The organism is Candidatus Thiodiazotropha sp. AKAK3 (assembly GCF_058244645.1).
Window position 1 is genome coordinate 31,334 of sequence record NZ_JBSYOQ010000045.1, and the last position, 26,202, is coordinate 57,535.

Genomic DNA, 26,202 nt, shown 5'->3' on the forward strand with positions numbered 1-26,202 from the left:
ACTGGATGAGTTTTTCACCTACTAATCATGCTGTGATTTATCGGACTTTTCTCTTCTACTTGATGCTGTCGCTCTGCCAGCCGCTCTTCGCCAGTGAAGAGCTCACACCCAAAGATTGGTTGGAGCGGATGATGGAGGCAGTGCAAAAACTGAACTATCAGGGCACATTTGTCTACCTTCATGATAATCAGCTTGAAATTATGAATATCGCCCATGAGGTAAAAGGCGATAAAGTAAGAGAGAGCCTGATGTCTCTGAATGGTGCCCCACGAGAGGTGATACGCGACGAGGAATCGGTCACCTGTGTCCTGCCTGATAGCAACGAAGTATCCGTCGATAAGCGGTCACCTAGTAAAAAATTTCTGGATATTCTTCCTCAAGATCTCACTCAGTTGAAAGATCACTATAGTTTCCAAATGGCGGGTAAAGATCGGATTGCCAATCGCAAAGCCCAAGTTGTGGTGATCATGCCCAACGACCGTTTACGTTATGGCTATCGCTTCTACCTAGATACTGAGAGCGGTTTACCACTGAAATCAGACTTGATGAATGAACATGGTGATGCAGTTGAACAGACCATGTTCACCAACCTGCAGATTGGGGTCGCACAAATCAGTGAATTGCATCAGAGAGAGTCTCTTTTTACCTATCGTCTGAAAAATAGTGAAGGGATTAATCTCTCCCATGAGACTGACAGTCGATGGGATTTTCTACGCCTTCCCGCGGGCTTTAGACTCAGTATGCAGCATCAGTTGCATGATCCCACCCAAAGCACCCCGATTGAACAGTATGTTTTTAGCGATGGACTGGGTTCGTTATCTGTGTTCATCGAAGCTGAGTCCAGAGATGAGGCCTTTAGTGGCGTTTCAAGATTAGGTGCCATCAATGCCTGGGGCGGCGATGTCTCAGGGTATCAGGTAACCGCTGTTGGTGAAGTGCCGGCAGTCACCCTGCTAGGTGTGGTTCAGGGGATGAAGTTAAAGGCAATCAAATGATTGAGGAGACCGCCAGGGTCATGCGGGTTGATGGGGAATTCGCATTTGTTGAGACCGAGCAGCGTGCTTCATGTGGCTCTTGCCAAAGCCAAGGCAGTTGCAGCACGACGGTTTTGGCAGGACTTTTCAAGCGTCGTTACTTTCATCTGAAAGTTCGCAATACTGTTTTTGCAAAGCCTGGTGAAGAGGTTATTATCGGTATGCAAGAGCATGCCTTTCTGAAAATCTCATTTCTCGCCTATATTTTTCCTCTCTTCTCAATGATCTTGGTTGCAATGCTGGCCCAGTCACTTGCAGATTATTTTGGTCTGACATCAGGGGAACTCCCGCAAGTTATTGGTGGTCTATTTGGGCTGATTAGCGGGTTTTTTCTTCTTAGAGGACTCGCTCAAAAAAAACGTCATGATTCAGGATATCAAGCCGTCATTTTACGTCATGCTGATAAAGTGCCTGTGCAATTTGTCTGAGGCTGGTTATATCCCACTTACAGGGCGTTAGATCACTCTTTCCTCCAGGAGTTGTTTCATGAGAGATAAGAAATATCAGTTTTTTATACTATTGGCGCTTATTGCCGGGCTTGTGCTAACTACGTCATCGTTCGCCCGTGATCTACCTCAGTTTGCAGACCTTGCCGAGCAAAACGCACCCTCTGTGGTTAATATAAGCACCAGATCTACTTCGTCACGGAGCGATGTATCACCTTTCAATATGCCTGAATTTCAAGGCCTGCCCGAAGGTAGCCCTCTGGGTGAGTTGATGCGTAAGTTTTTTGGTAATCATGGATATAGTATGCCGGAGGGTGAAGTTCAAAAACGCTCCTTGGGATCTGGATTCATTATTTCTGATGACGGTTATATCCTCACCAATAACCACGTCGTAGAGGAAGCCGATGAGATATTGGTACGCATGAATGATCGTCGTGAGTTTGTTGCAGAGGTGGTTGGTAAAGATGAGCGAAGCGATATTGCCTTGATCAAAATTAATGCTGATGATCTGCCTGTGGTAGAGATAGGTGATTCTGATGCACTGAGAGTCGGTGAGTGGGTATTGGCAATCGGTTCCCCCTTTGGATTTGACCACTCAGTAACCGCAGGCATTGTCAGTGCCAAGGGCAGAAACCTGCCGAGTGAAAATTACGTACCTTTCATTCAAACCGATGTTGCGATAAATCCGGGAAATTCTGGCGGGCCACTGTTCAACATGGAAGGCGAAGTGGTTGGGGTCAACTCTCAGATTTATAGTCGCTCAGGCGGATTTATGGGACTTTCATTCGCTATCCCGATTGAAATGGCGATAAATGTTGCTGATCAACTGAAAACACGTGGGCGGGTTACTCGTGGCTGGTTGGGCGTTCTGATTCAGGATGTGACCAAGGATCTGGCTGATAGCTTTGGTATGGATCATCCTCGTGGGGCGTTGATTGCTCGGGTACTTCCTGAGAGTCCGTCTGAAAAAGCAGATTTGCAGGTGGGTGATGTAATTTTGTCATTTAATGGCACCTCCATCAGTTCATCCTCAGAACTACCTCCATTGGTTGGACGCAGTAATGTCGACAAGCCTGCAGAACTTAAGATTTTGAGAAAGGGTAAAATCAAACAGATCAGAGTTAACATCGGGGAACTGCCTGCCGAAGACAAACTGGGTATGACTAGAAATCCAGCCCCAAAAGTATCGGAAAACCGTCTTGGGCTAATGGTCTCGAGCGTGAGCGAGCAACTGAAAAAGCAGCAGAACCTTACTTCCCGTCGTGGTGTAGTGGTCGAATCCGTAACCGGTCAGGCTGCCCGTGAAGCAGGCATACAGCAGGGTGATGTAATTTCCATGATTAATAATGTCGATATTGAGGGTGTGGATCATTTCAACCGATTGGTAAAAGAGTTACCCGGTGAAAAAACCGTAGCATTGCTTGTGCATCGCAACACAGGCCCGATTTTCCTGGCCCTGCATGTGCCTGGAAATGGTTGAATTAACCTTCTATCACCGGCAGGGATGCCATCTCTGTGATGAGATGTGGCAGGAGCTTGAAGCGATCAATGAGGCACAGAAATTTGAGCTCACAATGGTTGATATCGACCGGAATCCTCAAATCAGGGAGGATTATCGTCTCCGCATACCCTGCCTGGAAGGGCCCGGTGGAATCTCCCTCAGTGAACACTATCTCGACCGTTCACGACTTCTGAGCTATTTGCGCGCCCTATGATTTGCTATCATCTGCGACTCTGTGGCAACACGTATTCGTTGAAACGCCCCGAAACGGGGCGTTTCTCATTTTTTCAGTAGCGACATAAGGCTTTATGGCTGATCTGCAACATATCCGTAACTTCTCCATCATTGCCCATATCGATCATGGTAAATCTACTATTGCTGATCGATTTATCCAGACCTGTGGTGGTTTGAGCGACCGTGAGATGGGCGACCAGGTGTGCGATTCCATGGATCTTGAACGGGAGCGGGGTATCACGATCAAGGCTCAGAGTGTAACTCTGGAATATCTGGCTAAAGATGGTGAAACCTACCTGCTCAATTTTATCGATACCCCAGGACATGTAGACTTCTCCTATGAAGTATCCCGTTCTCTGGCAGCCTGTGAAGGTGCATTGCTGGTTGTGGATGCCGCTCAGGGTGTTGAGGCTCAGAGTGTGGCAAATTGCTACACAGCGATTGAGCAGGGGCTGGAGGTTCTACCGGTACTCAACAAAATAGATCTGCCCTCTGCTGAGCCTGAAAGGGTGATAAACGAGATTGAGGAGATCATAGGAATTGATGCCACTGAATCTATCCGGGTCAGTGCTAAAACCGGGATAGGTATTAAAGACCTTCTGGATCAACTGGTAGACACAATTCCACCGCCCGCTGGGGACTATGATGCGCCGTTACAGGCACTGATCATCGATTCCTGGTTTGACCCCTATGTTGGTGTCATATCCCTTATTCGGGTGATCAATGGTGCTATAAAGCCAAAAGACAAGATGAAGATCATGTCCACCGGCCGGGTCTTTCAGGTGGAGCAGGTTGGTGTTTTTACCCCCAAACAGCTAAAACAGCCCGGATTGAAAGCTGGTGAAGTGGGCTACGTAATTGCCGGTATCAAGGAGGTTGATGGTGCTCCCGTCGGTGACACCATAACTCTGGAAAACCGCAGTGCAGAAACTCCATTGCCCGGTTTCGAGGAGATGCACCCAAGAGTATTCTCCGGCCTCTATCCAGTCAGTTCTGACGACTACGAAGATCTGAGAGATGCCCTGCAGAAGTTACGCCTCAACGATGCCGCACTGCATTATGAGCCAGAAACCTCACAGGCCTTGGGGTTCGGTTTTCGCTGTGGTTTTCTGGGCATGCTTCATATGGAGATCGTGCAGGAGCGACTTGAGCGGGAATACGATCTGGATTTAATCACTACAGCGCCATCGGTGGTATATCAAGTACTGAAAAACGATGGTGAACTGATCCATATCGAAAATCCGGCAGCCCTTCCGGATCCGGGCAAATTTGAAGAGGTTCGTGAACCCATTATTGTGGCTACCATCCTGGTGCCGCAGGAATATCTGGGTAATGTAATCACCCTTTGTATCGAGAAGCGTGGTGTCCAGAAAAACATGCAATACCTTGCTGGACAGGTGCAGTTGAGTTACGAAATACCGATGAATGAAGTAGTGTTAGACTTTTTTGACCGACTCAAGTCGGTTAGCAGAGGATATGCTTCATTTGAATATGAGTTTACCCATTTCCAGGCTGCGCCTCTGGTTAAACTCGATATTTTGATCAATGGTGATCGGGTTGATGCCTTATCTTTGATTGTACACAAGGATCAAGCACAATTCCGGGGTCGTGATCTGACCTCGAAGATGAAAGAGATTATACCCAGGCAGATGTTCGAAGTGGCGATCCAGGCAGCAATTGGCAGTAAGATTATTGCTCGAACAACGGTCAAGGCTCTGCGAAAGAATGTAACTGCTAAATGTTATGGTGGGGATATAACCCGAAAACGTAAGTTACTGGAGAAGCAGAAGGCAGGTAAAAAACGCATGAAGCAGGTAGGCAAGGTGGAGATTCCGCAGGATGCCTTCCTTGCTGTGCTTCAGGTGGGTAAGGATAATTAAGGCTGATGGACGAGTCGACAGGCCTTAATTGAATGCACTAAACGGGAGAGGATGCAGGTAGACCATGAATTTTGATTTTCCAACATTTCTTGTAGTCGCAAGTGCGGTTACGGGTGGTATTTGGCTTTTAGACAGTATCTTCTTTGCCAATAAGCGCAACGCGCTGGCTTCTGATGTAGGGGAAGAGGTTGATGATAGCACCCGAGTAGTCAGAAAAGAGCCGATATTGGTTGAATACTCCAAGTCATTCTTCCCTGTGATTTTTGCCGTTCTAATACTGCGTTCGTTTCTGGTAGAGCCATTTCGTATCCCCTCTGGCTCAATGATGCCGACCCTATTGGTTGGGGATTTTATTCTGGTCAATAAATTCAGTTATGGCATTCGCCTGCCGGTATTGAATAAAAAGGTGGTTGACCTTGGAGACCCTCAGCGGGGCGATCCGGTCGTATTCCGCTATCCTAAGCAGCCTTGGGTTGACTACATCAAACGGGTAGTGGCTCTACCTGGGGATACGCTTTACTATCGAAATAAAACGCTCTATATCAATAATGAACCAATGACTCAAACACTCGTTGGTAGATATACCGGTGTAGGTAGTGGAACTCGCATGACTGGTGCAGTTCAAGCTGTTGAGAATCTTGATGGCGTTGAACATAATATCCTAATCAATCCGTTAGCGCCTGATTTACCTATGGGGTGCCAGGTTCTCAGACAGGGCCCGATAACTGTGCCTGAAGGACATTATTTCGTTATGGGTGATAATCGGGACAACAGCAATGATAGTCGCTGTTGGGGATTAGTGCCTGATGAGAATCTTGTGGGTAAGGCATTTGGAATTTGGATGAACTGGGATTCCAATATCAGTGGTTTTCCTCCCATTGCCTGGGAGAGACTGGGTAAAGGTATCGATTAATAATAGTTTCAACAGGGATAGAGTGGACTTACATTCTGGAGATTCTACAAGGGTGGGATTCTGCAGGTTGCCTATCGTTTGGTAAAGCTAACGCCTGAGTGGCCGATGGAATGGGCTTGAAGGGCCGCTAATGAAGATTATTTGAGGAAGTTAATATGCAATCAATGAAGAAACAGTACGGGCTTACATTTATAAGTTGGCTGGTTATTCTAATCGTTGCGGGTTTTCTTGTGATGGTGGGTCTAAAGTTAGTACCTGTCTATATCGATCACTATGCGGTCAAGACAGCGCTTGAGTCAGTGAAGAGTGAGCCATTTGCAGCGCGCAAATCGAAGGTGGAAATACGTAATATGATTTTAAAGCGGCTCAATATAAACAGTATCAGACATGTGACCAAGGAGCATATCACTATCAAGCGTTCCAGTGATGGCACTAACGTAAATATCAAATATGAGGTTAGACGCCATATTGCTTATAACGTTGAAGTAGTCATGACATTTGATGAATCGGTTGAGTTAACTTCGAATTGAAGGCAGATATCGCTAAATTCTGTCGTGATTTAGGTTACACCTTCAATGATCCTGAGTTGATAGATCAGGCCTTGACCCATCGCAGTGCAGGCGGAAAGAATAATGAACGCCTGGAATATTTGGGTGATGCAATTCTTGGTTTTATTATTGCCGATGCGCTCTACCACCATTTTTCAGAGGCGAGTGAAGGTCAATTAAGTCGTTTGCGTTCCGCTTTGGTAAAGCGAGAAACACTTGCTGACGTGGCGAGAGAGTTCAAACTGGGTGATTATCTCAAGTTAGGACAGGGTGAGCTGCGCAGTGGCGGACAGAGCCGGGACTCTATATTGGCCGATAGTTTTGAAGCTGTTCTTGCTGCAATCTATCTCGATGGAGGATATGAAGCGACTAGGGCGGTGATTCTGCGAGTCTTTTCTACCAGGCTAACAACTTTAAGTCCTGAGACCCACCAAAAAGATCCCAAAACCCAACTACAAGAGTTCCTGCAGGCGAACAAAGTCTCACTCCCAAGCTATACAATAGTGAATGTGAGTGGTGATCCGCATGCGCAACATTTTAAAGTCGAGTGTGCTATCGAGGATCTTGGGAGGAAAGTAACCGGGCAGGGCAATAGCCGAAGAAAGGCTGAACAAGATGCTGCAATGAATATGCTGACGGAACTGAGTCATGAGTAAGGTAAACAATCACTGTGGTTATGCCGCAATCGTGGGGCGCCCAAATGTGGGTAAATCCACCTTACTGAATCGAATCCTTGGAATTCGGTTGGCTATCACATCGCATAAGGCACAAACCACACGTCATACCATATTGGGTGTGAATAGTCTCAGTGGTGGACAGGTTATCTATGTCGATACACCTGGTATTCATGAGCGTAGCGACAATGCGATGAATCGCTATCTGAATCGCACAGCAAAAACAGCTTTGACTGGCGTTGATCTTCTTATCTTCGTTGTGGAGGCATTACGTTGGACAAAAGAGGATGAAAAGGTACTGAGTCTGGTCAAGGAGAGTGGTATTCCTGCCATTGCCGTGGTTAATAAAGTTGATCTGATCAAGCAGAAAGAGGCGTTGCTACCCTATTTGTCTGAACTGTCAGAACGATTCGACTTCCTGGAAATCATACCATCATCAGCCAGAAACGGGCGTAATCTTGAAACCCTCGAAGAGGTGGTCTTAAAGGCACTTCCAGAAGGTGAGAATGTCTATCCGGACGATCAGTTGACTGATAGACCTGAAAAGTTTTTCGCTGCTGAATTGATTCGTGAACAGATCACCAGACGCTATGCCAAAGAGTTGCCATACGCAGTCTCAGTTGAGATCGAACGATTTGAAGAGCAATCCGGACTCTATCGCATCAATGGGGTGATATGGGTTGAGAAGCCTGGTCAGAAAGGCATAATTATCGGTAAGGATGGTCTGGCCTTGAAAGAGGTTGCAACACAGGCTAGAAAAGCAATGCAGACCTTCTTTGACTGTAAGGTACACCTTGAACTTTGGGTCAAGGTTAAAAAGAGCTGGTCCAGTGATGAGGCTGCATTGGTCAGGCTCGGATACGGAGAGTAGTTCTCTTCTCTTATTGGTCTGCTGGGTAGTGGGCGATAAAGATTACTACCCGGTATAACAAAGCAACCGGATATATTTGAGACATCATAGATGTCCCGTATTGAATTAACACCTGCTTTCGTACTACATAGGCGCGACTACCAAAACTCCAGTTTACTACTGGAGTTGTTTACGCCTACAGAGGGTCGCTTGCCAGCTATATCCAGAGGCGCTAAATCCGGTCGTTCCACCAAAGCTATTTTGCTGCAACCCTTTTCTCCTTTGCGCATCTCTCTGAGTGGACGTGGAGAGGTAAAGAGTCTCACCGATGTTGAGCATGATGGCCACCCTTTCCAACTCACAGGTGACCGCATATTTTGCGGATTCTATCTCAACGAATTAGTCATGAGGTTGATCGAAAGGGGAGACCCTTATCCCTCTCTCTATCTGCACTATTGCGAAAATCTGGCACGCCTGGCCTCTGAAGAAGCCATGGATCAGATACTGAGGGAATTTGAAATAGAGCTGTTAACTGAATTGGGTTATGGCTTGTTATTGGATCATACCGCGGATACAGGAGATCCAGTGGAAAGTGATCTGCTCTATGAGTATTTTGTTGAGCATGGTCCAATTTTATCTCAATCTGATAAACCGGGATTCAAAATACATGGTCGAACATTAATTTCTCTGCAACAACGTGAATCCCTGGACAAACAGAGTGCAAATGAGGCAAAGCGATTAATGCGATTCGTGCTGTCACACTATCTGGGAGACAAACCTCTAAAGAGCAGAGAGCTTTTTATTGGTCCTACCGGCTGAAATTCCAGGTCAAAATATTTGATTGTCTATTATGGACAAAGGATATATTTGAGTATCAGGGCATATAAGATATGCTTACCGCAAAGGCGAAAAATTTGTCTCTTTCGGTAATCGAATTAAAGGTATAGAAATGGGTAAAAATGTAATGTTACTCGGGGTCAATATTGATCATATTGCAACATTGCGCCAAGCACGTGGAACTCGTTATCCTGAGCCTGTACAGGCTGCGCTGGTGGCTGAACAAGCGGGTGCGAATGCCATAACACTGCATTTGCGCGAGGACAGACGTCATATCCAGGATAGAGATGTAGAGATTCTGACAGATCTTTTGCAGACAAGGATGAACCTGGAGATGGCCGCGACGCCAGAGATGGCTGCTATTGCAACCCGCTTTCAACCTCATGATTGTTGCCTGGTGCCAGAAAAACGTGAAGAGTTAACAACCGAGGGTGGGCTCGATGTTGCTTCAAACATTGACTACATGACCGACTATTGTAGTGAACTGAAGGAAGCCGGGATTCGTGTTTCACTCTTTATCGATGCCGATTTCAAGCAGTTGGATGCAGCTAAGGCATCTGGTGCAGAAGTTGTCGAGATTCATACTGGACACTATGCTGACGCAGGCCATGATGCTTCACAAAAAACTGAATTGAAACGGATAGTAGATGCTGTTGAGTATGGAAACAGTCTGGGACTTCAAGTGAATGCAGGACATGGCCTTGATTATCACAACGTGGCATCAGTTGTGGCCATTGAAGGCATAACAGAGTTGAACATTGGTCACTCAATTATTTGTCGGGCACTCTTCACTGGTCTGGATCAGGCGGTTCGGGAGATGAAGAACCTAATGGCAAGATGACAATAAATTAGTGTTAACAGGCTGTAACTCAATGCTGATATTTACCACTAATCCATGCTCAACTGCAGATTCTAGTGTAGTGTCCTATATAAAGCGTGCATTTAGAAAGCCACTCAAGCCGCGAGTGCAAGGCGCAGCCCGCAGGTAATGGTTGTTCCCTTACCAAGGGGTGCAACGCCGCAATCGTGGCTTGAGTGGCTTCCCGCAGGGCGAGGTATACGATTTAAACGCAAACCTATAGATAGGCCTCGTCTAAATGTATGTTTTATATAGGACACTACACTAGGTTTACCCATCAATATGGGATCGTGCAACTATGGCCAGAACTACCAATACAAGTGTAATTGCCCAGACTACCAGGTAGATGGTCATAGAGCGTTTGGCTTTCTCTTTTTCTGCCCAGCTACGGGGCTGAATCCCCTTTAAAAGAAATAACAATTTGGCCGAAAGGTTGACGCAGACAATATTGGCCACTAGCAATAAGCCTGCGCCCATCGCCAAATCGATTCGCGCATGTCCTAAGGTAAGTCCTAGTGCAGCAGCTGGAGGGAGTAGTGCGACTGCGACCATGACACCTACCAACACACTGGGCAGGCCACTGGTAAGAGAAAGAGCAGCCGCCGCGCCTGAAGCTAATGCCAATGCAATGGAGTCCAGTCCTACCTCAGTACGGGCCAACAGTTCAGGGCTGGTCAATTCAAAAGGCCAGAGAAGGCCGATGATGTAGGCGAGGAGAATGGCGATAGAGATACCTGACAAAAGGGATTTCAGTGATTTTTTCATCAAGTGAATATCGCCCAGTGCCGTGCCCAAGCCAAATGCGAGATTTGGGCCCAATAGAGGGGCTATCACCATAGCACCAATAACCACAGCAACATTATTTTTTACCAGTCCAATCGCGGCAACCAGTGTGGAGAGTATGACCAGGACAACAAAATTACTGTCTAAACGGGTATTCCTGTCTACAGTGGCGTACATCGATTCTCTGGAGGATATGGCTTTATCCTCGTTCTTCTCTTTTTCAGTTGAAGGCTGAGGTAGTGTGGCATCAATCGGGAAGACGATAATTCTTGCAGTGGATTGTGCTCCAAGAACTATTTGTAGCGCATCTAGCGCAGGCTGAACATTCTCGTCAGTTAACAGGATTCTTATTGCCTGACGCCCATCTTCTCCTTCACGACCCATTCTAAAATCACGCGCTTTAAACTTTTCTGCAATTGTGGTGATGGTTTTTTGGCTGCTTGCCTTGGCAATAACTTCTATTAACTTCATGACTGCATTCACTCAATATCATTTTTGATTATTAATCCATTCTACCCGAGGGGAGGCAGAAGAGAAGTTGATTACTGGTGTGGTAGCCAAACCAGTTGTGAACAGATTGTCTCTGCTTCGAGGCTGTTAAAATCAGGCATCATCGCCCTGGATTGGAGGTCAGTTTTATCAGGGTACTGAGAGTTGGAGCAGTAGAGCACAACGTTTTGTTGAGCAGGGACATCGAATACGATCACCCAGCTGAATGTATGGCGAAGTCTTACTAACATTTTAACGATATCATCACTATTTTCAGGTAAAAAATTAATTGCTGCGACGCCTTTCGATGTAAGGGATTTCTCTATGTCCTGTAAAAAAAGATCATTTTGAATTGGATTGATGTCGCCTTGCTTCGGGTGGATATCACAAATGATTATGTCAAACTGCTGTTTATTCTCAGAGAAAAATAATTCTGCTGTCTCTTCTCTTACCGGGTAATCTGTGTTAAGAAAAAAGCACTCTTTTGATAGTGAGATCATATCGACCTCAGGCTCAATTGAGACTGTCTGAATCTGATGAGGTAAAGAGATTACAAATCGTTCGATGGCACCTGAACCAAGCCCTAAATTGAGTAGTTTTTTTGGGTGTTGCACAAACACCAGGGAACAGAGCAGGGCTTTGACATAATGAAGTACAGGATAGGCGTGATCATCAAGAGATATCATCGACTGTATGGCCCCATCTGGAGAACTGACCCAGCGGAACCCATCATATTCTAATATTTCACGACTATGTTGTGATAAACAGTTAAGTCGGTTCGACTTGCTTTGCGCTTGTTCGATCCAGGTGAGATCGATAAACGGTGTCTTGCTATTCAGCATATAGACCTGGCTGCACCCTTACGCGAATGATTTTTTTAAATTGCTCAGGATCATTACTCCAAAGGCGTTTTTATTGAGTTAATGCATAGCAGAGAGAGTGTTATTTCATGGCTACTAACTACGAGTTAGCCATTGATATAACTGACCAATTGTTCTATTACAAACTGCTGCTCTTCTATGATGGCTTTAACCAGATCACCGATTGAGATGATACCAACCAGTTTCCCATCTTTCATGACCGGAAGATGGCGAACCCGTTTATCGGTCATGATTGCCATACACTCCTCGACGCTCTCTTCAGGAGTAACCACAGCTACCTGACTGCTGACGATCTCTTTTACCTTGGTTTCCTTGGATGCTCGACCCATTAGGATAACACTGCGGGCATAGTCACGTTCAGAAAACAGCCCAATCACCTCCTCATTATCCATTACTAAAAGTGAACCAATGCTGTGCTCAGACATCTTTTCAAGTGCACTGAAAACAGTCGCATTGGCATCGATAGTGTGAATGTCGAAACCCTTATTTTGCAATATTTGATTAATGCTAGGCATTTGGACCCTCTTAATGTTTATTGTTCTTCCCAGTCAGTGTAACTCTTTAGACCAGTATCAGTTGCCGGATTTTCCCTCAATAATAGAACATCAACTGCTGTTCGGCTTCAGATAATGCTGAATTGTGGCCAGAATATATGAAAAAATAGGGCTGATCTCTCTGCCTTAATCAGGGTAGAATTGCCCTATGCAATACAAAACTATAGAAGACTTTATTGGCAATACGCCACTGGTATGTCTGCAGCGACTCGCGGCAGGCTCAAGCAATACTGTGCTGGTGAAACTGGAGGGTAACAATCCTGCTGGGTCAGTAAAAGACAGGCCGGCGCTGAGCATGATCCGTCTTGCGGAAGAGCGTGGCAACATAAAACCGGGGGATACCCTGATTGAGGCGACCAGTGGCAACACTGGAATTGCACTGGCAATGGCCGCTGCGATCAAGGGTTATCAGATGATTCTGGTAATGCCGGAACACATGAGCCTTGAACGGCGAGCAGTGATGAGAGCCTATGGCGCAGAGCTGATATTGACCCCCAAAGAGGGCAGTATGGAGGCGGCAATCGACAAGGCACGTGAACTGGAAGCCGCTGGTAAAGGCTTGATCCTTGATCAATTTTCTAATCAGGATAATCCACAGGCCCATATTTCGGGTACCGGCCCTGAAATCTGGCGGGATACTGAGGGCAAGATAACTCACTTTGTCAGTGCCATGGGGACAACCGGGACGATCATGGGTACATCCAACTATCTCAAATCTAAAAATCCTCAGATTGAGATTGTTGGCGTGCAACCTATGGAGGGTGCCAGTATTCCAGGCATACGACGTTGGCCTGAGGCCTATATGCCAAAGATCTACGATGCCAGTCGAGTTGATAGGATCATAGATATATCCCAACAGGATGCCGAGCAGACTACGCGGGATTTAGCAGCCAAAGAGGGCATCTTTGCCGGTATATCCTCCGGCGGGGCTGTTGCTGCAGCGCTTAAACTCTCAGCTTCAGTTGAAGATGCTGTCATCGTGGCAATCATCTGTGATCGTGGAGATCGTTACCTTTCCACCGATGTCTTTCCGGCATTCTGATCATGGCACGTAAACGTAGACGAAAGCAGCTGCCGACCGAGCCAGTTGAAGCAGAGATCGAATCACTAACTCACGATGCCAAAGGGGTCACCCATATTGATGGTAAGGCTACCTTTGTTCATGGCTCTTTGCCCGGAGAGAAAGTTCGTTTCCTCTATACCGGACGTTGGCGAAAATATGATGAGGGTAGGGTTGTGGAAGTATTGAGCCCTTCACCACAGCGTGTTGAACCGCGTTGTAGCCAATTTGGGGTATGTGGTGGTTGTAGTTTGCAACACCAGGATGGTTCGGCTCAGGTGCTATCCAAGCAGCAATCGATGTTGGAGAGTTTACAACATATCGGCAAGGTAACTCCGGAGCAGATCCTGCCGCCGATGGTCAGTCAGTCAACATGGGGCTATCGGCGCAAGGCTAGATTAGGTGTACGTTATGTACCCAAAAAGGGCGGGACACTAGTCGGTTTCAGGGAGCGGGGTTCATCCTTTATTACTGACATCGATTGTTGCCATATTCTCCATCCCCGCGTGGGCGAGCTAATTCCTGAGCTGAGTCAACTGATCGATCAGCTCTCTATTCGGAATCAGATTCCACAGATTGAGATGGCGATGGGGGATGAACTCTGTGTATTGATCTTTCGAATGCTTGAACCGCCCAGCCAAGAGGATCTTGAGTGTCTCGAACGCTTTGCACCACAGCACAAAATTGAGATCTATATTCAGGAAGGAGGGCCGGAAAGTGTCAGGCCGCTTAAGGGAGACTCTGTAGTTCTGAGTTATGACTTACCCGCATTTGATCTGAGCTTGGACTTTCTACCTAATGATTTCACCCAGGTTAATAGTGACATCAACCGGCAAATGACCCTGCGAGCTGTTGAAATGCTGGCTTTGGATCCTGAAGATAGGGTGCTGGATCTGTTTTGTGGTCTGGGGAATTTCACACTACCTCTGGCCCGTCATTCAGGGCATGTTACCGGTGTGGAAGGTGATGCAGGGTTGGTGGCTAGAGCCAGAGAAAATGCCCTCTCAAACCAGATTTCCAACACAAGTTTCTATACTGCGAATCTCTATGAAACATTGGAAAATGAGCCATGGCTGCAGGAATCATTTAACAAGGTATTGCTTGATCCTCCCAGAAGTGGTGCTCAGGAGGTCCTGCACCATCTGCCCAAGCTGGGTGCGGAACGAATCCTTTATGTCTCCTGCTATCCTGGCACTTTGGCTCGGGATGCGGGGCTTCTCGTCGAAGAACATGGCTACCGCCTGGTGAGTGCAGGGGTGATGGATATGTTTCCGCATACTGCCCATGTCGAGTCAATCGCACTATTTGAAAAGGTATAATATATGGCTTTAGAAATAGAGCGTAAATTCTTGGTTATTAATGATAAATGGAAAGACTCTGTAGTCAGCCAGGCGGTGCTCAAGCAGGGTTATCTGGCGACGACGTCTAAAGCCAGTGTACGTGTCAGGGTGGATGGTGATGTGGCCAATATCAATATCAAGGGTTCTACTGTAGGCATCAGTCGCCGTGAATATGAGTACCCCATACCTATGCAGGATGCAGAAGAGCTTTTGCAGCACTTAGTTGCGGGGGCTGCTATCGATAAGGTGCGTTATAAAGTTAAATGTGGTGACCACATCTGGGACTTGGATCTGTTTCAAGGCGCCAACAATGGGCTGGTGATCGCTGAAGTTGAGTTAAGCGATGAAGATGAGTCTTTCGAAATGCCTGCATGGGCAGGTGAAGAGGTATCTGGGGATACACGCTATTACAATGCCAGTCTGGTAAAACATCCGTTTTGTGACTGGTAAAGAGATGCTTGGTCGGCGTGCCTTGGTTACGCTATTTATCGCCATGATTCTGATGGTAGGATGTCAGCGGCATCCTGATCAGACGGTTAGAATGGGTGTGGCCACATCCCCGCTCAATCTTGATCCCAGGTTTGCTGCTGATGCGACATCAGAACGTATCAACAGGCTTCTTTATCAACGCCTGGTTGAGTTTGACTCCAAAAGTATGCCGAAGCCTGGCATTGCCCGCTGGGAAGCAATCACACCCTTACAATATCGCTTCTATTTAAATGATCAAGCCAATCAATTCAGTCATGGGCGGATGCTGGATGCCAATGATGTTGTTGCAACCTACAGACAAGTGCTTGATCCTGCCAATGGGTCACCAAAACAGGCCAGCCTGAAGCTGATCGCATCAATTGATCAAATTGATGAACAGACCATAGAATTCAGCCTAAAGAGAGCTGACCCCCTGTTTCCCGCCTACCTGACCCTGGACATTCTTCCTGCAGAACTTATAAACCAGGGGCATGATTTTGGCCGGGAGCCAGTGGGCAGTGGTCCATTTACCCTGATCTCCTGGCCGCAGCCGGGTGAGCTTCATCTGCAACGCCGCTCTGATAGACAGATGTTTGAGATTATCAGTGTCAACAATCCCACCGTCAGAGTGTTGAAGTTACTGAGAAATGAGATAGATCTGCTGCAAAACGATATATCACCTGAATTGATTGGCTATCTACGTAATCAAACCGAGATGAAAGTGACTCAGACACCAGGTAGTAACTACACCTATATCGGTTTCAATCTTGAGGATCCGGTAACTGGGGATTTGCGTGTACGTCAAGCCATTGCCCATGCCATTGACAGAGAGGCTATTATTCAGTGGGTAATGCAGGGTGCAGCACGTCCGGCAGAATCACTTTTTCCGCCAGAACACTGGGCATCAGGCAACTTAAAGGCAAACGACTTCAATCCGAGGAAATCGAAAAAGATTCTCTCAGAATTAGGTTACAACAGCGATAGCCCCTTGAAGTTGACCTATAAAACATCGAGCGATCCATTTCGGATACGCCTTGCGACGGTAATACAAAGCCAGCTTAAAGCCGTAGGTATCGAGGTGGATCTACGCAGTTATGACTGGGGAACATTTTTCGGTGATATCAAGCAGGGTAATTTCCAACTTTACAGTCTGAGCTGGGTTGGAATCAGAACCCCGGATATCTATCGGGATATTTTTGCCAGTCAGTCTCTACCTCCGAAAGGGGCAAATAGAGGACGTTACAACAACGAACGGGTTGATCAGTTACTCTCTCTGGCTGAGCAGCAGACCAAGCTGTCTGAGCAAGCAGCGCTATATCAGCTGGTCGAACGGGAGTTACATCGGGACTTACCCTATATACCCCTCTGGTACGAACATCAGATTTCAGCACAAGGGAGAAGGATCAGCGGCTATCAACTGATGCCGGATGGTAATTATGATGGGCTCGCACAAGTAAAATTGAATACAGCTTTGGAGAGGGATAATGTCCAATCTGCAACTACGAATTGAGCTTTCCGGACAAAAATTGATCTGTCACGAAGCAGATTTCGTGGCAGCAAGCTACCCTGTTTCAACTGGGTTAAACGGGGCAGGGGAGTGTTTCGGCAGTGGTTGTACGCCACGTGGCATGCATCGTGTGCGAATAAAAATTGGCGAGGGGTGCCCTGTAAACAGTGTCTTCGTGGGACGGCGTCCCACAGGAGAGATTTATAGCAACGAACTGGCAGAGTATCAGCCGGATCGTGATTGGGTGCTTACACGGATAATCTGGCTGTCGGGATTAGAATCAGGCATCAATCGGGGAGGGGAGGTCGATACCCTTCGTCGATATATCTACATACATGGCACACCTGACAGCGAGCCTATGAGTGTTGCACGATCCCATGGTTGTATCAGAATGCGCAACCAGGATCTCATTCAGCTGTTTGATCTGGTTGAAAATGGCATGCTGGTAGAGATTGTCGACTGATGGGACGTTTTTTAATGTCACGTCTATTCAGTGCGCTGGGTGCAATGATTGGCGTGGCTTCTCTTGTTTTTTTTCTGATCCACCTGGTACCAGGGGATCCTGTGGATGTGATGCTGGGAGAGTCTGCACGCCCGGCTGATAGAGAGGCCTTGCGAGCAAGTCTGGGATTGGATCAACCAATCGCCACCCAGCTAACGAACTACTTTACTGGACTCGTCCAATTCGATCTTGGTCAATCTCTCCATTCAAGACGAGCGGTAAGTGAGATGCTTGCTGAACGGATACCAGCAACCCTGGAATTAGCAATTGCGGCACTGGTATGCGCCATGTTGTTAGCCATTCCACTAGGGATTATCGCAGCGGTGGAGCGAGGTAAGGCATGGGACTGGGGGGCAATGGGTTTCTCTATGTTGGGTGTCTCAATTCCCAATTTCTGGCTGGGGCCGATGTTGATACTCTGTTTTTCTCTTTGGTTGGGCTGGACACCTGTGAGTGGCAGGGAAGGTGTGGCCAGTCTGATATTGCCGGCAGTTACCCTCGGTACAGGGTTTGCCGCAATTTTGGCTCGAATGGTACGTAGCAGCTTGCTCGAAGTACTCGGAGAAGATTTCGTACGCACAGCCAGAGCTAAGGGTCTCAGTGAGTTAAAGGTGATTTGGCGGCATGCGATGCGAAATGCCTGGTTGCCTGTGGCTACACTGGTTGGACTTCAGCTTGGTGCTCTGCTGGGTGGTGCTGTAGTTACAGAAGTGGTGTTCGATTGGCCGGGTATAGGTTCATTGATGATCGAAGCGATTCAAAAGCGCGACTACCCGGTAGTACAGGGTTGTGTGCTTTTTATCAGTCTAATGTATGTTCTGGTAAATACCTTGACCGACCTGTTGTACGGTCTTATTGATCCACGGATTCGTCTGGGTAGTGACTGATGCTGAGGTACTGGTTTCCACTATCGATCCTGGTCATTTGGTGTTTGGCTGCACTCACTGGCGTGTGGGTCAACGAATCTGCAAATCAGATAGATCTCGAGAGAATTTTGCTAACACCCGGTGCTCAGGGGATACTGGGATATGATGATTTGGGTCGTCCGATTCTGCCTAGAATCTGGGTTGGTGCTCAGATCTCATTCCTGGTCTCAGTTGGTGTGGTTTCCCTCTCTTTACTGATTGGAACCACAGTTGGATTACTGGCTGGGTATCAAGGCGGATGGTTCGATCTATTGCTAGTCAGAATCATGGACGTGTTTCTGGCTTTCCCTGGCATTCTTTTAGCAATTGCATTGGCAGGGGTTATGGGGCCGGGTGTCGATAATCTGATCATAGCGCTTTCTGCAGTCGGCTGGGTAGGCTACGCCCGTTTGACCAGGGGCCAGGTTCTGTCCCTCAAACAACGTGATCATGTGACTGCTGCTATCGCCTTGGGAACGCCTCGTCGTTACATTCTGACCCGCCATCTTTTACCGCTACTGCTGGCGCCTCTGATCGTGGAAGCGACATTCGGAATGGCTGGAATGGTGATAGCTGAGGCGGGACTCTCATTTTTAGGATTGGGTATTCAACCACCTGATGCTTCATGGGGGAGTCTGATCAGGGATGGCGCAAGCTATATGTTAATGGCACCGCATATGGTGTTGGCGCCAGGTGTAGTGATTATGTTGGTTGTGCTGTCACTGAATATGCTTGGAGACCGACTGCGGGATTGGCTGGATCACCGTCCCCTCTGATGGCTGCCATAGCAGGCCAGTCGCCCACGCGTACTTAAGCTATTGAATATGCTATTGCACAAAAAAGGTGGTGAAGAAGAGTGCTTTTACTTCAGCCTTGCCGCTCGATTCTTGCAACAGCTTCTGAATTTCAGCTAATGCGCTTTTGCGTAAGGCCTCTTTACCTGCAGCTGTTTTAAGGGTTTTACCATCCTGTTCGGACAATAGAAGTAGTAGTGTATGGCGAATTGCCGGGCCATGAAGTGTTAGCTCTTCAAGGAATGCCTCGTCCTGGGTCATTAATTGAATGTCGCAGCGAATATATTTTCCACCACTTGCCAGATTGGAAACCAAGGATGGTTTGATTTGATAATAACTGATGGTTGGTGCCGCCTTTTCCTCCTCCTCAGCCTCCTCCTCTGCCCAAAGGGGCTGGCTGGTGAAAAGAAAAACGAAACATAAAATGAGTAGGTATCGCATGGTTTGAGCCTTGATTTTCACTTCACCTATGTTTACGGCATACTGCGTTAAAAATTAAGCAATCTCCGAATATATCTAAATGAGAACTAAATCGATAGCTGACAATAATCCACCACAACAACGGTGCAAAAATCGCATCGCGGATAGTTGCAGAATCCGCCTCTGTGACTCTTATTGTGGGGTGTGTGTATGAGCCTCGGCCCGGTAATGGTTGACCTGGAAGGGTTGCAAATGACCACTGAAGAGCGGGAGATGCTTAATCATCCTGCGGTAGGCGGGGTGATACTGTTCACTAGAAACTATGAGTCGATGGATCAGCTGACCCAGTTGTGCAGTCAGATCCATGAAGTTAGAAACCCCCACTTGTTGATCGCGGTAGACCACGAAGGGGGACGAGTTCAGCGTTTTAGAGCCGGTTTTTCTGAGTTACCTCCTGCTTCATGGTATGGAGAACAGTACCGGCAGCATGAGGAGCAAGGGCTGAAACTGACCGAGCTGGGTGGTTGGCTTATGGCTTCTGAGCTACGTGCCTGTGGTGTGGATTTCAGTTTCGCCCCAGTATTAGATCTTGGGTTAGGGGTTAGTGAGGTCATCGGTGACAGAGCCTTTTCCAAGCAACCTGATGAAGTTGCCCGTTTGGCTCAATCCTGGATGCAGGGGTGTCACGAAGCCGGTATGGCCGTAGTAGGGAAACATTTTCCGGGGCACGGTGGTGTTGCTGCCGATTCACACCATGCCTTGCCTATAGATCAGCGACGTTTTGAAGACCTGAAAATGGAAGATCTCAGGCCATTCGAACGTATGATTGATGCGGGTATGGAGGCAATAATGCCAGCCCATGTGATTTATCAGCGAATAGATAAAAATCTTGCTGGCTTTTCTGGTTTTTGGCTGAAGAACGTATTGCGCCAACAGCTTGGTTTCCAGGGAGTGATCTTCAGTGATGACCTCGATATGGCAGCTGCCGAAGAAGCAGGTAACTACGGAGAACGTGCCATAGCTGCAATTGATGCAGGCTGTGACATGGTGTTGGTATGCAATAATCGTCCGGCCGCGTGGCAGGTGCTGGAAAGAGTGAAAGATTACAATGATCCTGCTGCCCACGTAAGGCTGGTGAGGATGCATGGCAGAAAGCATAGATCCTTACAGCAGGTTCATCTCGACCCACGTTGGAAACAGGCTGTAAATAAACTATCGGTGATACCTCAAGAGAATAGACTCGACCTGAATCTTGAATAAGCCCTTAATGAGCGCGGTTCATTTCAATCGGATAGCGAACTGTTTCATCCACTGCTAATGCCTTACTAAGTATTGATCAATTAACAAGTTTAAGTGTAAAGAGTTATGACTATAAACGCACAACAAGCGGCTCAAGTATTGGCAACTGCAGACCTGATCTATAGCACTCAAGAGGTAGAACGTGCAATGGATAAGATGGCTAAGGAGATTGCAGCGCAACTGGCGACAGAAGACCCTCTGGTGCTGTGTGTTATGAATGGTGCATTGATTCCAACGGGACAGCTATTGACCCGCCTCGATTTTCCCTTGCGACATGACTACATACATGCAACTCGCTACCAGGGTGGAACGAGTGGGTCCGAGCTAGAGTGGAAGGGACGTCCCAGTGCATCTCTGAGTGGCGAGACGATACTTGTTGTTGACGATATTCTCGATCACGGCATCACACTTTCAACTATTGTCAAAGCTTGTCAGGAAGCGGGCGCAAAAAAAGTATTGAGCGCTGTTCTTGTGGAGAAACAACATCAGAAAGGTATTGGTTTTATTGCTGATTTTGTTGGATTGTATGTCGAAGATCGCTATGTGTTTGGCTATGGAATGGACTATATGGGGTATCACAGAAATGCTCCTGGTATCTACGCCATCCCACAGGGTTAGTAATATCCCTAATATTGAAAGATTCAATACAAGGGTAAACCCTGTCGTAATTTCCTAGAAAAATAGTAGAGATATTAGGCACCTATTGCTATTTATCAATAAATGGTACAAGCTAACTCCAATAGGCGAAACTCAACATTTAGATTGGGTAGTCCTGAGACGATTCATAGAGATTACTTGTCTCCGAAGAAAATGCTCGGAGCCTGTACCTAAATTTAAGGAGGGTAGAGAGTGAGTACACTGGAAAGCATGAAAGGTAGCCATTCTGATATGCAACAGATTATCAGTGACCTGAGAGCTATGATGACTAAGGAGCAGTTGAGTATCCGCCCCAATGCAATGACAACCCACAAGATGATTTGTGATTTGGCAGAATTGATGAAGGGGCATATGTCAGAACAGGATAGGGGTGTTTATCCTGGTCTGTTGACTCACCAGGATCCAAAATTGAAATCGATGGCGTGGGGTTTCCTCAACGGACAAAAACCAATAAGAAAACATTTTGAGCAGTACCATGGAAAATGGTTGAAGAACTGCGATTTCAATTTTACTGATGAGTTTATTGCTGACACATTCGAGATTTTCGACATGATCGAAGACAGAATACAGCGAGAAGAGACGATCCTGATACCAACGTTAGAAAAGTCCGGGGTTTTTGCCCAGGCCGTATAAAATCAGGATCGGTTGGAGGAGAAATGTCATGGGGGGTAGCTGTTTAACCCCCTATTTTTTTGTCTGGAAGAAGCCACTCCCTGCAAGCAATAGTTCGCTTTACGAAGATCCCACCTGTAGTATCTGACCAGCCTGATTTTCTCTCAAGATTGAAAAAACTGTTACATGACTATGGTAGGAGTGATTTTCCCTACTTCATAGGGCATAACATAAATCATGGCATCATTTCGAAAGAATCTCTAAGATAGCATCCGACTTTAACTAACCAGTGTGTAGAGTCACCTTTAACCTGAAAAGGTCAGTAGGACGGCGTGCAATTCACGCTGTAGCGTTATTCACCCAACGGGTGACCATGTGCATCGAAGCTATATTCTACAAAATCAGGAACTTGCTATTAGAATGGAGCGGACAACTGATTTTTTTAGGTTTAACTTAACTTATTTGTCAGGAGGTAGATTGTGGGTGTATTAGTAGGCCGTGAGGCACCAGATTTTACAGCAGCAGCGGTGCTTGGGGACGGCACGATAGTCGATGATTTTAATTTCAGCAAGACGATAAAGAACAGTTATGCCGTACTGTTTTTCTATCCACTCGATTTTACTTTTGTCTGTCCTTCGGAACTCATAGCTTTCGATCACAGGCTGGATGAGTTCAAAAAACGGAAAGTTGAAGTGGTGGGTTGTTCGATCGATTCTCACTACACACACAATGCCTGGCGCAATACACCTGTAAATGATGGCGGCATTGGAGCGGTAAAATATCCGTTGGTTGCTGACTTGAATCATGCCATTTGTAAAGCCTATGATGTAGAAACAACAGACGGCAACGTTGCATTGCGCGGTTCTTTTCTGATAGATAAGTCGGGTATCGTGCGCCATCAGGTGGTCAATGATCTGCCTTTGGGTAGAAACATCGACGAAATGCTACGCATGGTCGATGCACTTCAGTTCAATGAAGAGCATGGAGAGGTTTGTCCAGCAGGCTGGAAGAATGGGGAAGCGGGTATGCAGGATACACCAGAGGGTGTAGCTAGCTATCTTGCGACACATAGTAAAAGCCTCTAAAACACCTTTATTCCTTTTGTGGCTGGTATATGCACCAGCTACAAAAGGGATTAACAAATTCGGCTGAAATAGATAAAGAGTAAAATGACGAAACTGGCCATAATAGGCGGTACTGGGCTGAACAAAATTCCTGACCTGGAAATTACTCATCGTGAGGTTTGTCATACTCCTTTTGGGGAGCCTTCCGCAGCGCTTACCCACGGGAAGATTGCCGGTAGCGAAGTGGTTTTTTTACCTCGCCATGGTGCAACTCATACCATTCCCCCGCATCGCGTCAACTATCGAGCAAACCTTTGGGCTTTACACCATCTGGGAATAGATAATGTCATTGGTGTAGCTGCAGTTGGTGGCATCACATCTGAGATGGCGCCTGGTAATATTGTTGTCCCTGATCAGATCATTGATTATACCTTTGGCCGGGATCAAACCATCTATGAGAGTGACCTCCAGCAGGTTACACATATAGATTTCACCTATCCATATTGCGAGCAATTGAGACAGCAGCTGATTGAGGCTGCAAAATCGAGTGATGTTGGCTCTGTTTCAAGTGGAACCTACGGTGCTACTCAGGGGCCACGTCTGGAAACCGCTGCCGAAGTTGCACGAATGGAACGGGATGGTTGTGATATTGTAGGTATGACAGGGATGCCAGAAGCGGCATTGGCTAGAGAATTCGAACTTTGTTATGCATCCTGTTCGGTGGTATCAAACTGGGCTGCAGGTAAACAGCAGACTCCTATCAGTATGAAAGAGATTGAGAAAAATCTGATATTTGGTATGGAACAGGTCAAACTATTATTAACAGCACTACTCCGGGAGAGTGGTTGTTAACTTTTTTGTTTGAGATTGTTTAAATATGGTTTTAAAAAGTAATAATTATTTAATAACAATATGTTATAGATTATTATTACTCCTGATTCTATTTAATAGCCGCGTCTCGTATGGGGACCCATTCGAACTCGGTATGGCGTCGCTGAAGTCGGGAGACTTTGCAGAAGCATTTTGTCTCTGGCGGCCACTGGCCATGGAGGGTCATGTAGAAGCTGCTTTCCATCTGGGGTGGCTCTACGCTAATGGTAATGGACTTAGAGTAAATATTGATAAGGCGATCTATTGGTGGAAACGTGCTGCTGCTCATGATCATAGTGAGGCAATGTTTGCCTTGGCATTGGCCTATACCAATGGAGAAGGGATTAAAAAGGATAATCGGCAGGCCTTCGAATGGTATCGAAAGGCAGCGAATAGTGGACATGGAGATGCGCGGGAGATAGTTAAATCCAAATTGCTCAAACCTGAAACAAAACTGCTCGATCAGCTCAAAGAGGTGATTCAGGAAGATTGGCTGGGTGAACTCAGGATTGTTAAAGCAGATAAGGTCAATTTACGATCTGGTCCTGGCCTTGACCATCGAATCGTGAAAAGCGTTCAAGCGGGAACTAAGCTGATTGCCATAGATCACCATGGAAAATGGTACAGAACCATTGATCCCGGGGATTTGAGTCAAGCTTGGATTGCAGATTGGTTAACAACGCTAAGTGATTAATAGTGGTGGTAATATTCTATTAAAGAGAACCTCTGAATAAGTCTGGGCTGAACAGATTTTCGATCCAAATGTGCCAATTCTAGGCGCGGATAGCCCGTAATAGCCTGCTATTACGATGATCCAACCCAGAAGCGGCCTGAATAGGTCACAAACCGTAGATTCATGGTTTGATCAGCGGTTCCTTTAATCGACAAGTTTTAAGGTACAATGTCGTAACGAAGCTAGCAGCTAAAAGGGGAGTGAAGATGGCTGATGAGACTAATAGCGCCGATGAAAAGGCAGAAAATCAACCCGCAAAGAGCGAAACCACAGTTAAAAAGAAAGCTGCTAAAAAGAAAGTGGCCAAGAAAAAGGTTGTAGCGAAGAAAAAAGCCACGTCAAAGAAAAAAGCCACAACCAAGAAGAAGGTTGCGGCGAAGAAAAAAGTTACCACTAAATCGACGACTGAGAGCAGCGCAGTAGCGGCCCCGGTTGAGGAAAAGTCTTCCACTGTTGAAACCAAGGCGGCAACACCTACGACTGTAGCCGCAGCAGGTGCTCAAGCAGAGGTACCAAAGTCGACTTCATCCTCAGCTGATGAGAGTAGCAAAGCGCCTTCATCGAATGTTGTGGTTCAAATGAAATTAGAAGATAAAGAGAAACCTTCGGAGGAAACACCAATGTCAACAGAAACAAAAAGCTCGGGTGGCTTTTGGATAAAAGTCGCATTCTGGCTGATTATCATTATTCTTGGATTTATGTATATCCGCTCGCTGGCGAAAAGCCCAGTGACAGATTCTACTGGCGATGTAACAGAATCTGAGCAGGTTGAGGCCACTATATCTCAATCTGAAGGGGATGATGCAGCTGAAGTGGCTGCTTCAGAATCTGATGCAATCAATACCGCAACAGAGGAGGCATCTGTAGCTGACACATCCAATGCTGTGGCAGAAGAGGCCTCTGGAACCGATACATCCAATGCTGTAGCTGAAGAGGCTACAGCAACTGATGCTGCTACAGAGGATTCAAGCTCTGGTGAGCAGGGTATGGTAAGCAAGGTTACCTCCTTTTTTGAGAAATTATCAGAGGATTCCTCAGCTGAAGATGACTCCTCAGCAACAAATAGCGACCAGGCGGAAGAGTCAAACGCAGGTGGCTTGGTATCTGGTGACAGTGTGACGCCTGAAGTTCAGGTTGTTGTACCTGAAACTGCTGGACAGCAGACAACTGCTTCAAATCAAGCGCCAGAGATGGTTGCTACTGCTCAGGAGCAGCAAAGTGTTCAGGATTTACATAAAGAATCCGTAACCAAGATACTTAAAGAGTTTGATGAGCTGCGAGATGCTGCTCAGGCAGAGATGGAAGCAAAGAAAAATAGAATGCAGGCTGAGAGAGAGTTGCACGAAGCTATGATGCCGTCACCACGTGTGTGGCGTAACCCGGGATACAACATGCCATATGGTCCCACACCATATCAGCAGGGACCTAACCCTTATCAGCAGGGACCTAATCCGTATCAACAAGGCTACTACAACTACAGATAACTTT

General features: G+C 46.7%; 29 protein-coding genes. 25 read left to right on the forward strand and 4 right to left on the reverse strand.

The window, feature by feature from the left end:
- The first annotated feature begins 5 nt into the window (after positions 1-5).
- The 11 genes from AC4IE7_RS08645 (at position 6) to pdxJ (ending at position 9,758) form a co-directional block, all read left to right on the forward strand.
- Positions 6-995 (forward strand): MucB/RseB C-terminal domain-containing protein, encoded by a 990-nt coding sequence (locus tag AC4IE7_RS08645; RefSeq protein ID WP_490776424.1) that lies wholly within the window; start codon positions 6-8, stop codon positions 993-995.
- Positions 992-1,462 carry a SoxR reducing system RseC family protein gene (locus AC4IE7_RS08650; protein WP_490776425.1) on the forward strand — a complete coding sequence of 157 codons (471 nt, stop codon included), beginning with the start codon at positions 992-994 and terminating at the stop codon, positions 1,460-1,462. The genes AC4IE7_RS08645 and AC4IE7_RS08650 overlap by 4 nt, the downstream gene beginning before the upstream one ends.
- Positions 1,463-1,520: 58 nt before the next feature.
- Positions 1,521-2,960: a DegQ family serine endoprotease gene (locus tag AC4IE7_RS08655; RefSeq protein WP_490776426.1), complete on the forward strand. Its 1,440-nt coding sequence runs from the start codon at positions 1,521-1,523 to the stop codon at positions 2,958-2,960.
- Positions 2,953-3,195, forward strand: a complete 243-nt coding sequence (locus AC4IE7_RS08660; protein WP_490776427.1) for a glutaredoxin family protein — start codon at positions 2,953-2,955, stop codon at positions 3,193-3,195. Before AC4IE7_RS08655 ends, AC4IE7_RS08660 begins: the two co-directional genes overlap by 8 nt.
- A 94-nt stretch (positions 3,196-3,289) precedes the next feature.
- Entirely contained in the window at positions 3,290-5,095 is a 1,806-nt protein-coding gene (gene lepA, locus AC4IE7_RS08665) for a translation elongation factor 4 (protein ID WP_490776428.1), read from the forward strand.
- A 64-nt stretch (positions 5,096-5,159) separates the two neighbouring features.
- Positions 5,160-6,008 carry a signal peptidase I gene (lepB, locus tag AC4IE7_RS08670; RefSeq protein ID WP_490776429.1) on the forward strand — a complete coding sequence of 283 codons (849 nt, stop codon included), beginning with the start codon at positions 5,160-5,162 and terminating at the stop codon, positions 6,006-6,008.
- 155 nt (positions 6,009-6,163) lie between these two features.
- Complete coding sequence (locus tag AC4IE7_RS08675) at positions 6,164-6,538, forward strand: DUF4845 domain-containing protein (protein WP_490776430.1); 375 nt, start codon at positions 6,164-6,166, stop codon at positions 6,536-6,538.
- Positions 6,535-7,212, forward strand: a complete 678-nt coding sequence (gene rnc / locus AC4IE7_RS08680) for a ribonuclease III (protein WP_490776431.1) — start codon at positions 6,535-6,537, stop codon at positions 7,210-7,212. The genes AC4IE7_RS08675 and rnc overlap by 4 nt, the downstream gene beginning before the upstream one ends.
- Positions 7,205-8,101: a GTPase Era gene (gene era, locus AC4IE7_RS08685; protein ID WP_490776432.1), complete on the forward strand. Its 897-nt coding sequence runs from the start codon at positions 7,205-7,207 to the stop codon at positions 8,099-8,101. Before rnc ends, era begins: the two co-directional genes overlap by 8 nt.
- 90 nt (positions 8,102-8,191) lie before the next feature.
- Positions 8,192-8,899, forward strand: a complete 708-nt coding sequence (gene recO / locus AC4IE7_RS08690; protein WP_490776433.1) for a DNA repair protein RecO — start codon at positions 8,192-8,194, stop codon at positions 8,897-8,899.
- Between the two features lie 130 nt (positions 8,900-9,029).
- The gene (gene pdxJ / locus AC4IE7_RS08695; RefSeq protein ID WP_490776434.1) at positions 9,030-9,758 is read left to right on the forward strand and encodes a pyridoxine 5'-phosphate synthase; all 729 of its coding nucleotides are present in this window, start codon (positions 9,030-9,032) and stop codon (positions 9,756-9,758) included.
- Between the two features lie 288 nt (positions 9,759-10,046).
- Here pdxJ and AC4IE7_RS08700 read toward each other — a convergent pair whose 3' ends face one another.
- The 3 genes from AC4IE7_RS08700 to AC4IE7_RS08710 form a co-directional block, all read right to left on the reverse strand.
- Positions 10,047-11,030: a TIGR00341 family protein gene (locus tag AC4IE7_RS08700; protein WP_490776435.1), complete on the reverse strand. Its 984-nt coding sequence runs from the start codon at positions 11,028-11,030 to the stop codon at positions 10,047-10,049.
- 71 nt (positions 11,031-11,101) lie between these two features.
- Positions 11,102-11,890: a class I SAM-dependent methyltransferase gene (locus AC4IE7_RS08705; protein WP_490776436.1), complete on the reverse strand. Its 789-nt coding sequence runs from the start codon at positions 11,888-11,890 to the stop codon at positions 11,102-11,104.
- A 125-nt stretch (positions 11,891-12,015) separates the two neighbouring features.
- Positions 12,016-12,444 carry a CBS domain-containing protein gene (locus AC4IE7_RS08710; RefSeq protein WP_490776437.1) on the reverse strand — a complete coding sequence of 143 codons (429 nt, stop codon included), beginning with the start codon at positions 12,442-12,444 and terminating at the stop codon, positions 12,016-12,018.
- A gap of 187 nt (positions 12,445-12,631) precedes the next feature.
- Between AC4IE7_RS08710 and cysM the strand changes: the two genes are divergently transcribed.
- The 7 genes from cysM to AC4IE7_RS08745 are packed head-to-tail and all read left to right on the forward strand — an operon-like array spanning position 12,632 to position 19,041.
- Complete coding sequence (gene cysM, locus AC4IE7_RS08715) at positions 12,632-13,525, forward strand: cysteine synthase CysM (RefSeq protein ID WP_490776438.1); 894 nt, start codon at positions 12,632-12,634, stop codon at positions 13,523-13,525.
- Between the two features lie 2 nt (positions 13,526-13,527).
- Positions 13,528-14,862 carry a 23S rRNA (uracil(1939)-C(5))-methyltransferase RlmD gene (gene rlmD / locus AC4IE7_RS08720; protein WP_490776439.1) on the forward strand — a complete coding sequence of 445 codons (1,335 nt, stop codon included), beginning with the start codon at positions 13,528-13,530 and terminating at the stop codon, positions 14,860-14,862.
- Between the two features lie 3 nt (positions 14,863-14,865).
- Positions 14,866-15,333, forward strand: a complete 468-nt coding sequence (locus AC4IE7_RS08725; RefSeq protein ID WP_490776440.1) for a CYTH domain-containing protein — start codon at positions 14,866-14,868, stop codon at positions 15,331-15,333.
- Between the two features lie 4 nt (positions 15,334-15,337).
- The gene (locus tag AC4IE7_RS08730; protein WP_490776441.1) at positions 15,338-16,861 is read left to right on the forward strand and encodes an ABC transporter substrate-binding protein; all 1,524 of its coding nucleotides are present in this window, start codon (positions 15,338-15,340) and stop codon (positions 16,859-16,861) included.
- Positions 16,836-17,321, forward strand: a complete 486-nt coding sequence (locus AC4IE7_RS08735; protein WP_490776442.1) for a L,D-transpeptidase family protein — start codon at positions 16,836-16,838, stop codon at positions 17,319-17,321. The genes AC4IE7_RS08730 and AC4IE7_RS08735 overlap by 26 nt, the downstream gene beginning before the upstream one ends.
- A complete protein-coding gene (nikB, locus tag AC4IE7_RS08740; RefSeq protein ID WP_490776443.1) occupies positions 17,321-18,247 on the forward strand; it encodes a nickel ABC transporter permease in 927 nt (308 codons plus the stop codon). Before AC4IE7_RS08735 ends, nikB begins: the two co-directional genes overlap by 1 nt.
- Positions 18,247-19,041 (forward strand): ABC transporter permease, encoded by a 795-nt coding sequence (locus AC4IE7_RS08745; protein WP_490776444.1) that lies wholly within the window; start codon positions 18,247-18,249, stop codon positions 19,039-19,041. The genes nikB and AC4IE7_RS08745 overlap by 1 nt, the downstream gene beginning before the upstream one ends.
- Positions 19,042-19,092: 51 nt before the next feature.
- On the opposite strand, the gene AC4IE7_RS08750 is transcribed toward AC4IE7_RS08745, so the two are convergent.
- Entirely contained in the window at positions 19,093-19,500 is a 408-nt protein-coding gene (locus tag AC4IE7_RS08750; protein WP_490776445.1) for a flagellar basal body-associated FliL family protein, read from the reverse strand.
- A gap of 189 nt (positions 19,501-19,689) precedes the next feature.
- Here AC4IE7_RS08750 and nagZ point away from each other — a divergent pair, with 189 nt between their 5' ends.
- The 7 genes from nagZ to AC4IE7_RS08785 all read left to right on the forward strand — a co-directional run bounded on the left by nagZ (position 19,690) and on the right by AC4IE7_RS08785 (position 26,198).
- Entirely contained in the window at positions 19,690-20,739 is a 1,050-nt protein-coding gene (gene nagZ, locus AC4IE7_RS08755) for a beta-N-acetylhexosaminidase (protein WP_490776446.1), read from the forward strand.
- 105 nt (positions 20,740-20,844) lie between these two features.
- Entirely contained in the window at positions 20,845-21,396 is a 552-nt protein-coding gene (locus AC4IE7_RS08760; RefSeq protein ID WP_490776447.1) for a hypoxanthine-guanine phosphoribosyltransferase, read from the forward strand.
- 231 nt (positions 21,397-21,627) lie between these two features.
- Positions 21,628-22,068 (forward strand): hemerythrin domain-containing protein, encoded by a 441-nt coding sequence (locus AC4IE7_RS08765; RefSeq protein WP_490776448.1) that lies wholly within the window; start codon positions 21,628-21,630, stop codon positions 22,066-22,068.
- 458 nt (positions 22,069-22,526) lie between these two features.
- The gene (locus AC4IE7_RS08770) at positions 22,527-23,132 is read left to right on the forward strand and encodes a peroxiredoxin (protein ID WP_490776449.1); all 606 of its coding nucleotides are present in this window, start codon (positions 22,527-22,529) and stop codon (positions 23,130-23,132) included.
- 84 nt (positions 23,133-23,216) lie between these two features.
- A complete protein-coding gene (locus tag AC4IE7_RS08775; RefSeq protein WP_490776450.1) occupies positions 23,217-23,963 on the forward strand; it encodes an S-methyl-5'-thioinosine phosphorylase in 747 nt (248 codons plus the stop codon).
- A 133-nt stretch (positions 23,964-24,096) separates the two neighbouring features.
- A complete protein-coding gene (locus tag AC4IE7_RS08780; RefSeq protein WP_490776451.1) occupies positions 24,097-24,675 on the forward strand; it encodes an SH3 domain-containing protein in 579 nt (192 codons plus the stop codon).
- A 245-nt stretch (positions 24,676-24,920) separates the two neighbouring features.
- Entirely contained in the window at positions 24,921-26,198 is a 1,278-nt protein-coding gene (locus AC4IE7_RS08785) for a hypothetical protein (RefSeq protein WP_490776452.1), read from the forward strand.
- Positions 26,199-26,202: the final 4 nt, after the last annotated feature.

Coding starts and splice junctions, on each gene's coding strand:
- AC4IE7_RS08645 (WP_490776424.1), top strand. CDS start 6: ATGAGTTTTTCACCTACTAATCATGCTGTGATTTATCGGACTTTTCTC.
- AC4IE7_RS08650 (WP_490776425.1), top strand. CDS start 992: ATGATTGAGGAGACCGCCAGGGTCATGCGGGTTGATGGGGAATTCGCA.
- AC4IE7_RS08655 (WP_490776426.1), top strand. CDS start 1,521: ATGAGAGATAAGAAATATCAGTTTTTTATACTATTGGCGCTTATTGCC.
- AC4IE7_RS08660 (WP_490776427.1), top strand. CDS start 2,953: ATGGTTGAATTAACCTTCTATCACCGGCAGGGATGCCATCTCTGTGAT.
- lepA (WP_490776428.1), top strand. CDS start 3,290: ATGGCTGATCTGCAACATATCCGTAACTTCTCCATCATTGCCCATATC.
- lepB (WP_490776429.1), top strand. CDS start 5,160: ATGAATTTTGATTTTCCAACATTTCTTGTAGTCGCAAGTGCGGTTACG.
- AC4IE7_RS08675 (WP_490776430.1), top strand. CDS start 6,164: ATGCAATCAATGAAGAAACAGTACGGGCTTACATTTATAAGTTGGCTG.
- era (WP_490776432.1), top strand. CDS start 7,205: ATGAGTAAGGTAAACAATCACTGTGGTTATGCCGCAATCGTGGGGCGC.
- recO (WP_490776433.1), top strand. CDS start 8,192: ATGTCCCGTATTGAATTAACACCTGCTTTCGTACTACATAGGCGCGAC.
- pdxJ (WP_490776434.1), top strand. CDS start 9,030: ATGGGTAAAAATGTAATGTTACTCGGGGTCAATATTGATCATATTGCA.
- AC4IE7_RS08700 (WP_490776435.1), bottom strand. CDS start 11,030: ATGAAGTTAATAGAAGTTATTGCCAAGGCAAGCAGCCAAAAAACCATC.
- AC4IE7_RS08705 (WP_490776436.1), bottom strand. CDS start 11,890: ATGCTGAATAGCAAGACACCGTTTATCGATCTCACCTGGATCGAACAA.
- AC4IE7_RS08710 (WP_490776437.1), bottom strand. CDS start 12,444: ATGCCTAGCATTAATCAAATATTGCAAAATAAGGGTTTCGACATTCAC.
- cysM (WP_490776438.1), top strand. CDS start 12,632: ATGCAATACAAAACTATAGAAGACTTTATTGGCAATACGCCACTGGTA.
- rlmD (WP_490776439.1), top strand. CDS start 13,528: ATGGCACGTAAACGTAGACGAAAGCAGCTGCCGACCGAGCCAGTTGAA.
- AC4IE7_RS08725 (WP_490776440.1), top strand. CDS start 14,866: ATGGCTTTAGAAATAGAGCGTAAATTCTTGGTTATTAATGATAAATGG.
- AC4IE7_RS08730 (WP_490776441.1), top strand. CDS start 15,338: ATGCTTGGTCGGCGTGCCTTGGTTACGCTATTTATCGCCATGATTCTG.
- AC4IE7_RS08735 (WP_490776442.1), top strand. CDS start 16,836: ATGTCCAATCTGCAACTACGAATTGAGCTTTCCGGACAAAAATTGATC.
- nikB (WP_490776443.1), top strand. CDS start 17,321: ATGGGACGTTTTTTAATGTCACGTCTATTCAGTGCGCTGGGTGCAATG.
- AC4IE7_RS08745 (WP_490776444.1), top strand. CDS start 18,247: ATGCTGAGGTACTGGTTTCCACTATCGATCCTGGTCATTTGGTGTTTG.
- AC4IE7_RS08750 (WP_490776445.1), bottom strand. CDS start 19,500: ATGCGATACCTACTCATTTTATGTTTCGTTTTTCTTTTCACCAGCCAG.
- nagZ (WP_490776446.1), top strand. CDS start 19,690: ATGAGCCTCGGCCCGGTAATGGTTGACCTGGAAGGGTTGCAAATGACC.
- AC4IE7_RS08760 (WP_490776447.1), top strand. CDS start 20,845: ATGACTATAAACGCACAACAAGCGGCTCAAGTATTGGCAACTGCAGAC.
- AC4IE7_RS08775 (WP_490776450.1), top strand. CDS start 23,217: ATGACGAAACTGGCCATAATAGGCGGTACTGGGCTGAACAAAATTCCT.
- AC4IE7_RS08780 (WP_490776451.1), top strand. CDS start 24,097: ATGGCGTCGCTGAAGTCGGGAGACTTTGCAGAAGCATTTTGTCTCTGG.
- AC4IE7_RS08785 (WP_490776452.1), top strand. CDS start 24,921: ATGGCTGATGAGACTAATAGCGCCGATGAAAAGGCAGAAAATCAACCC.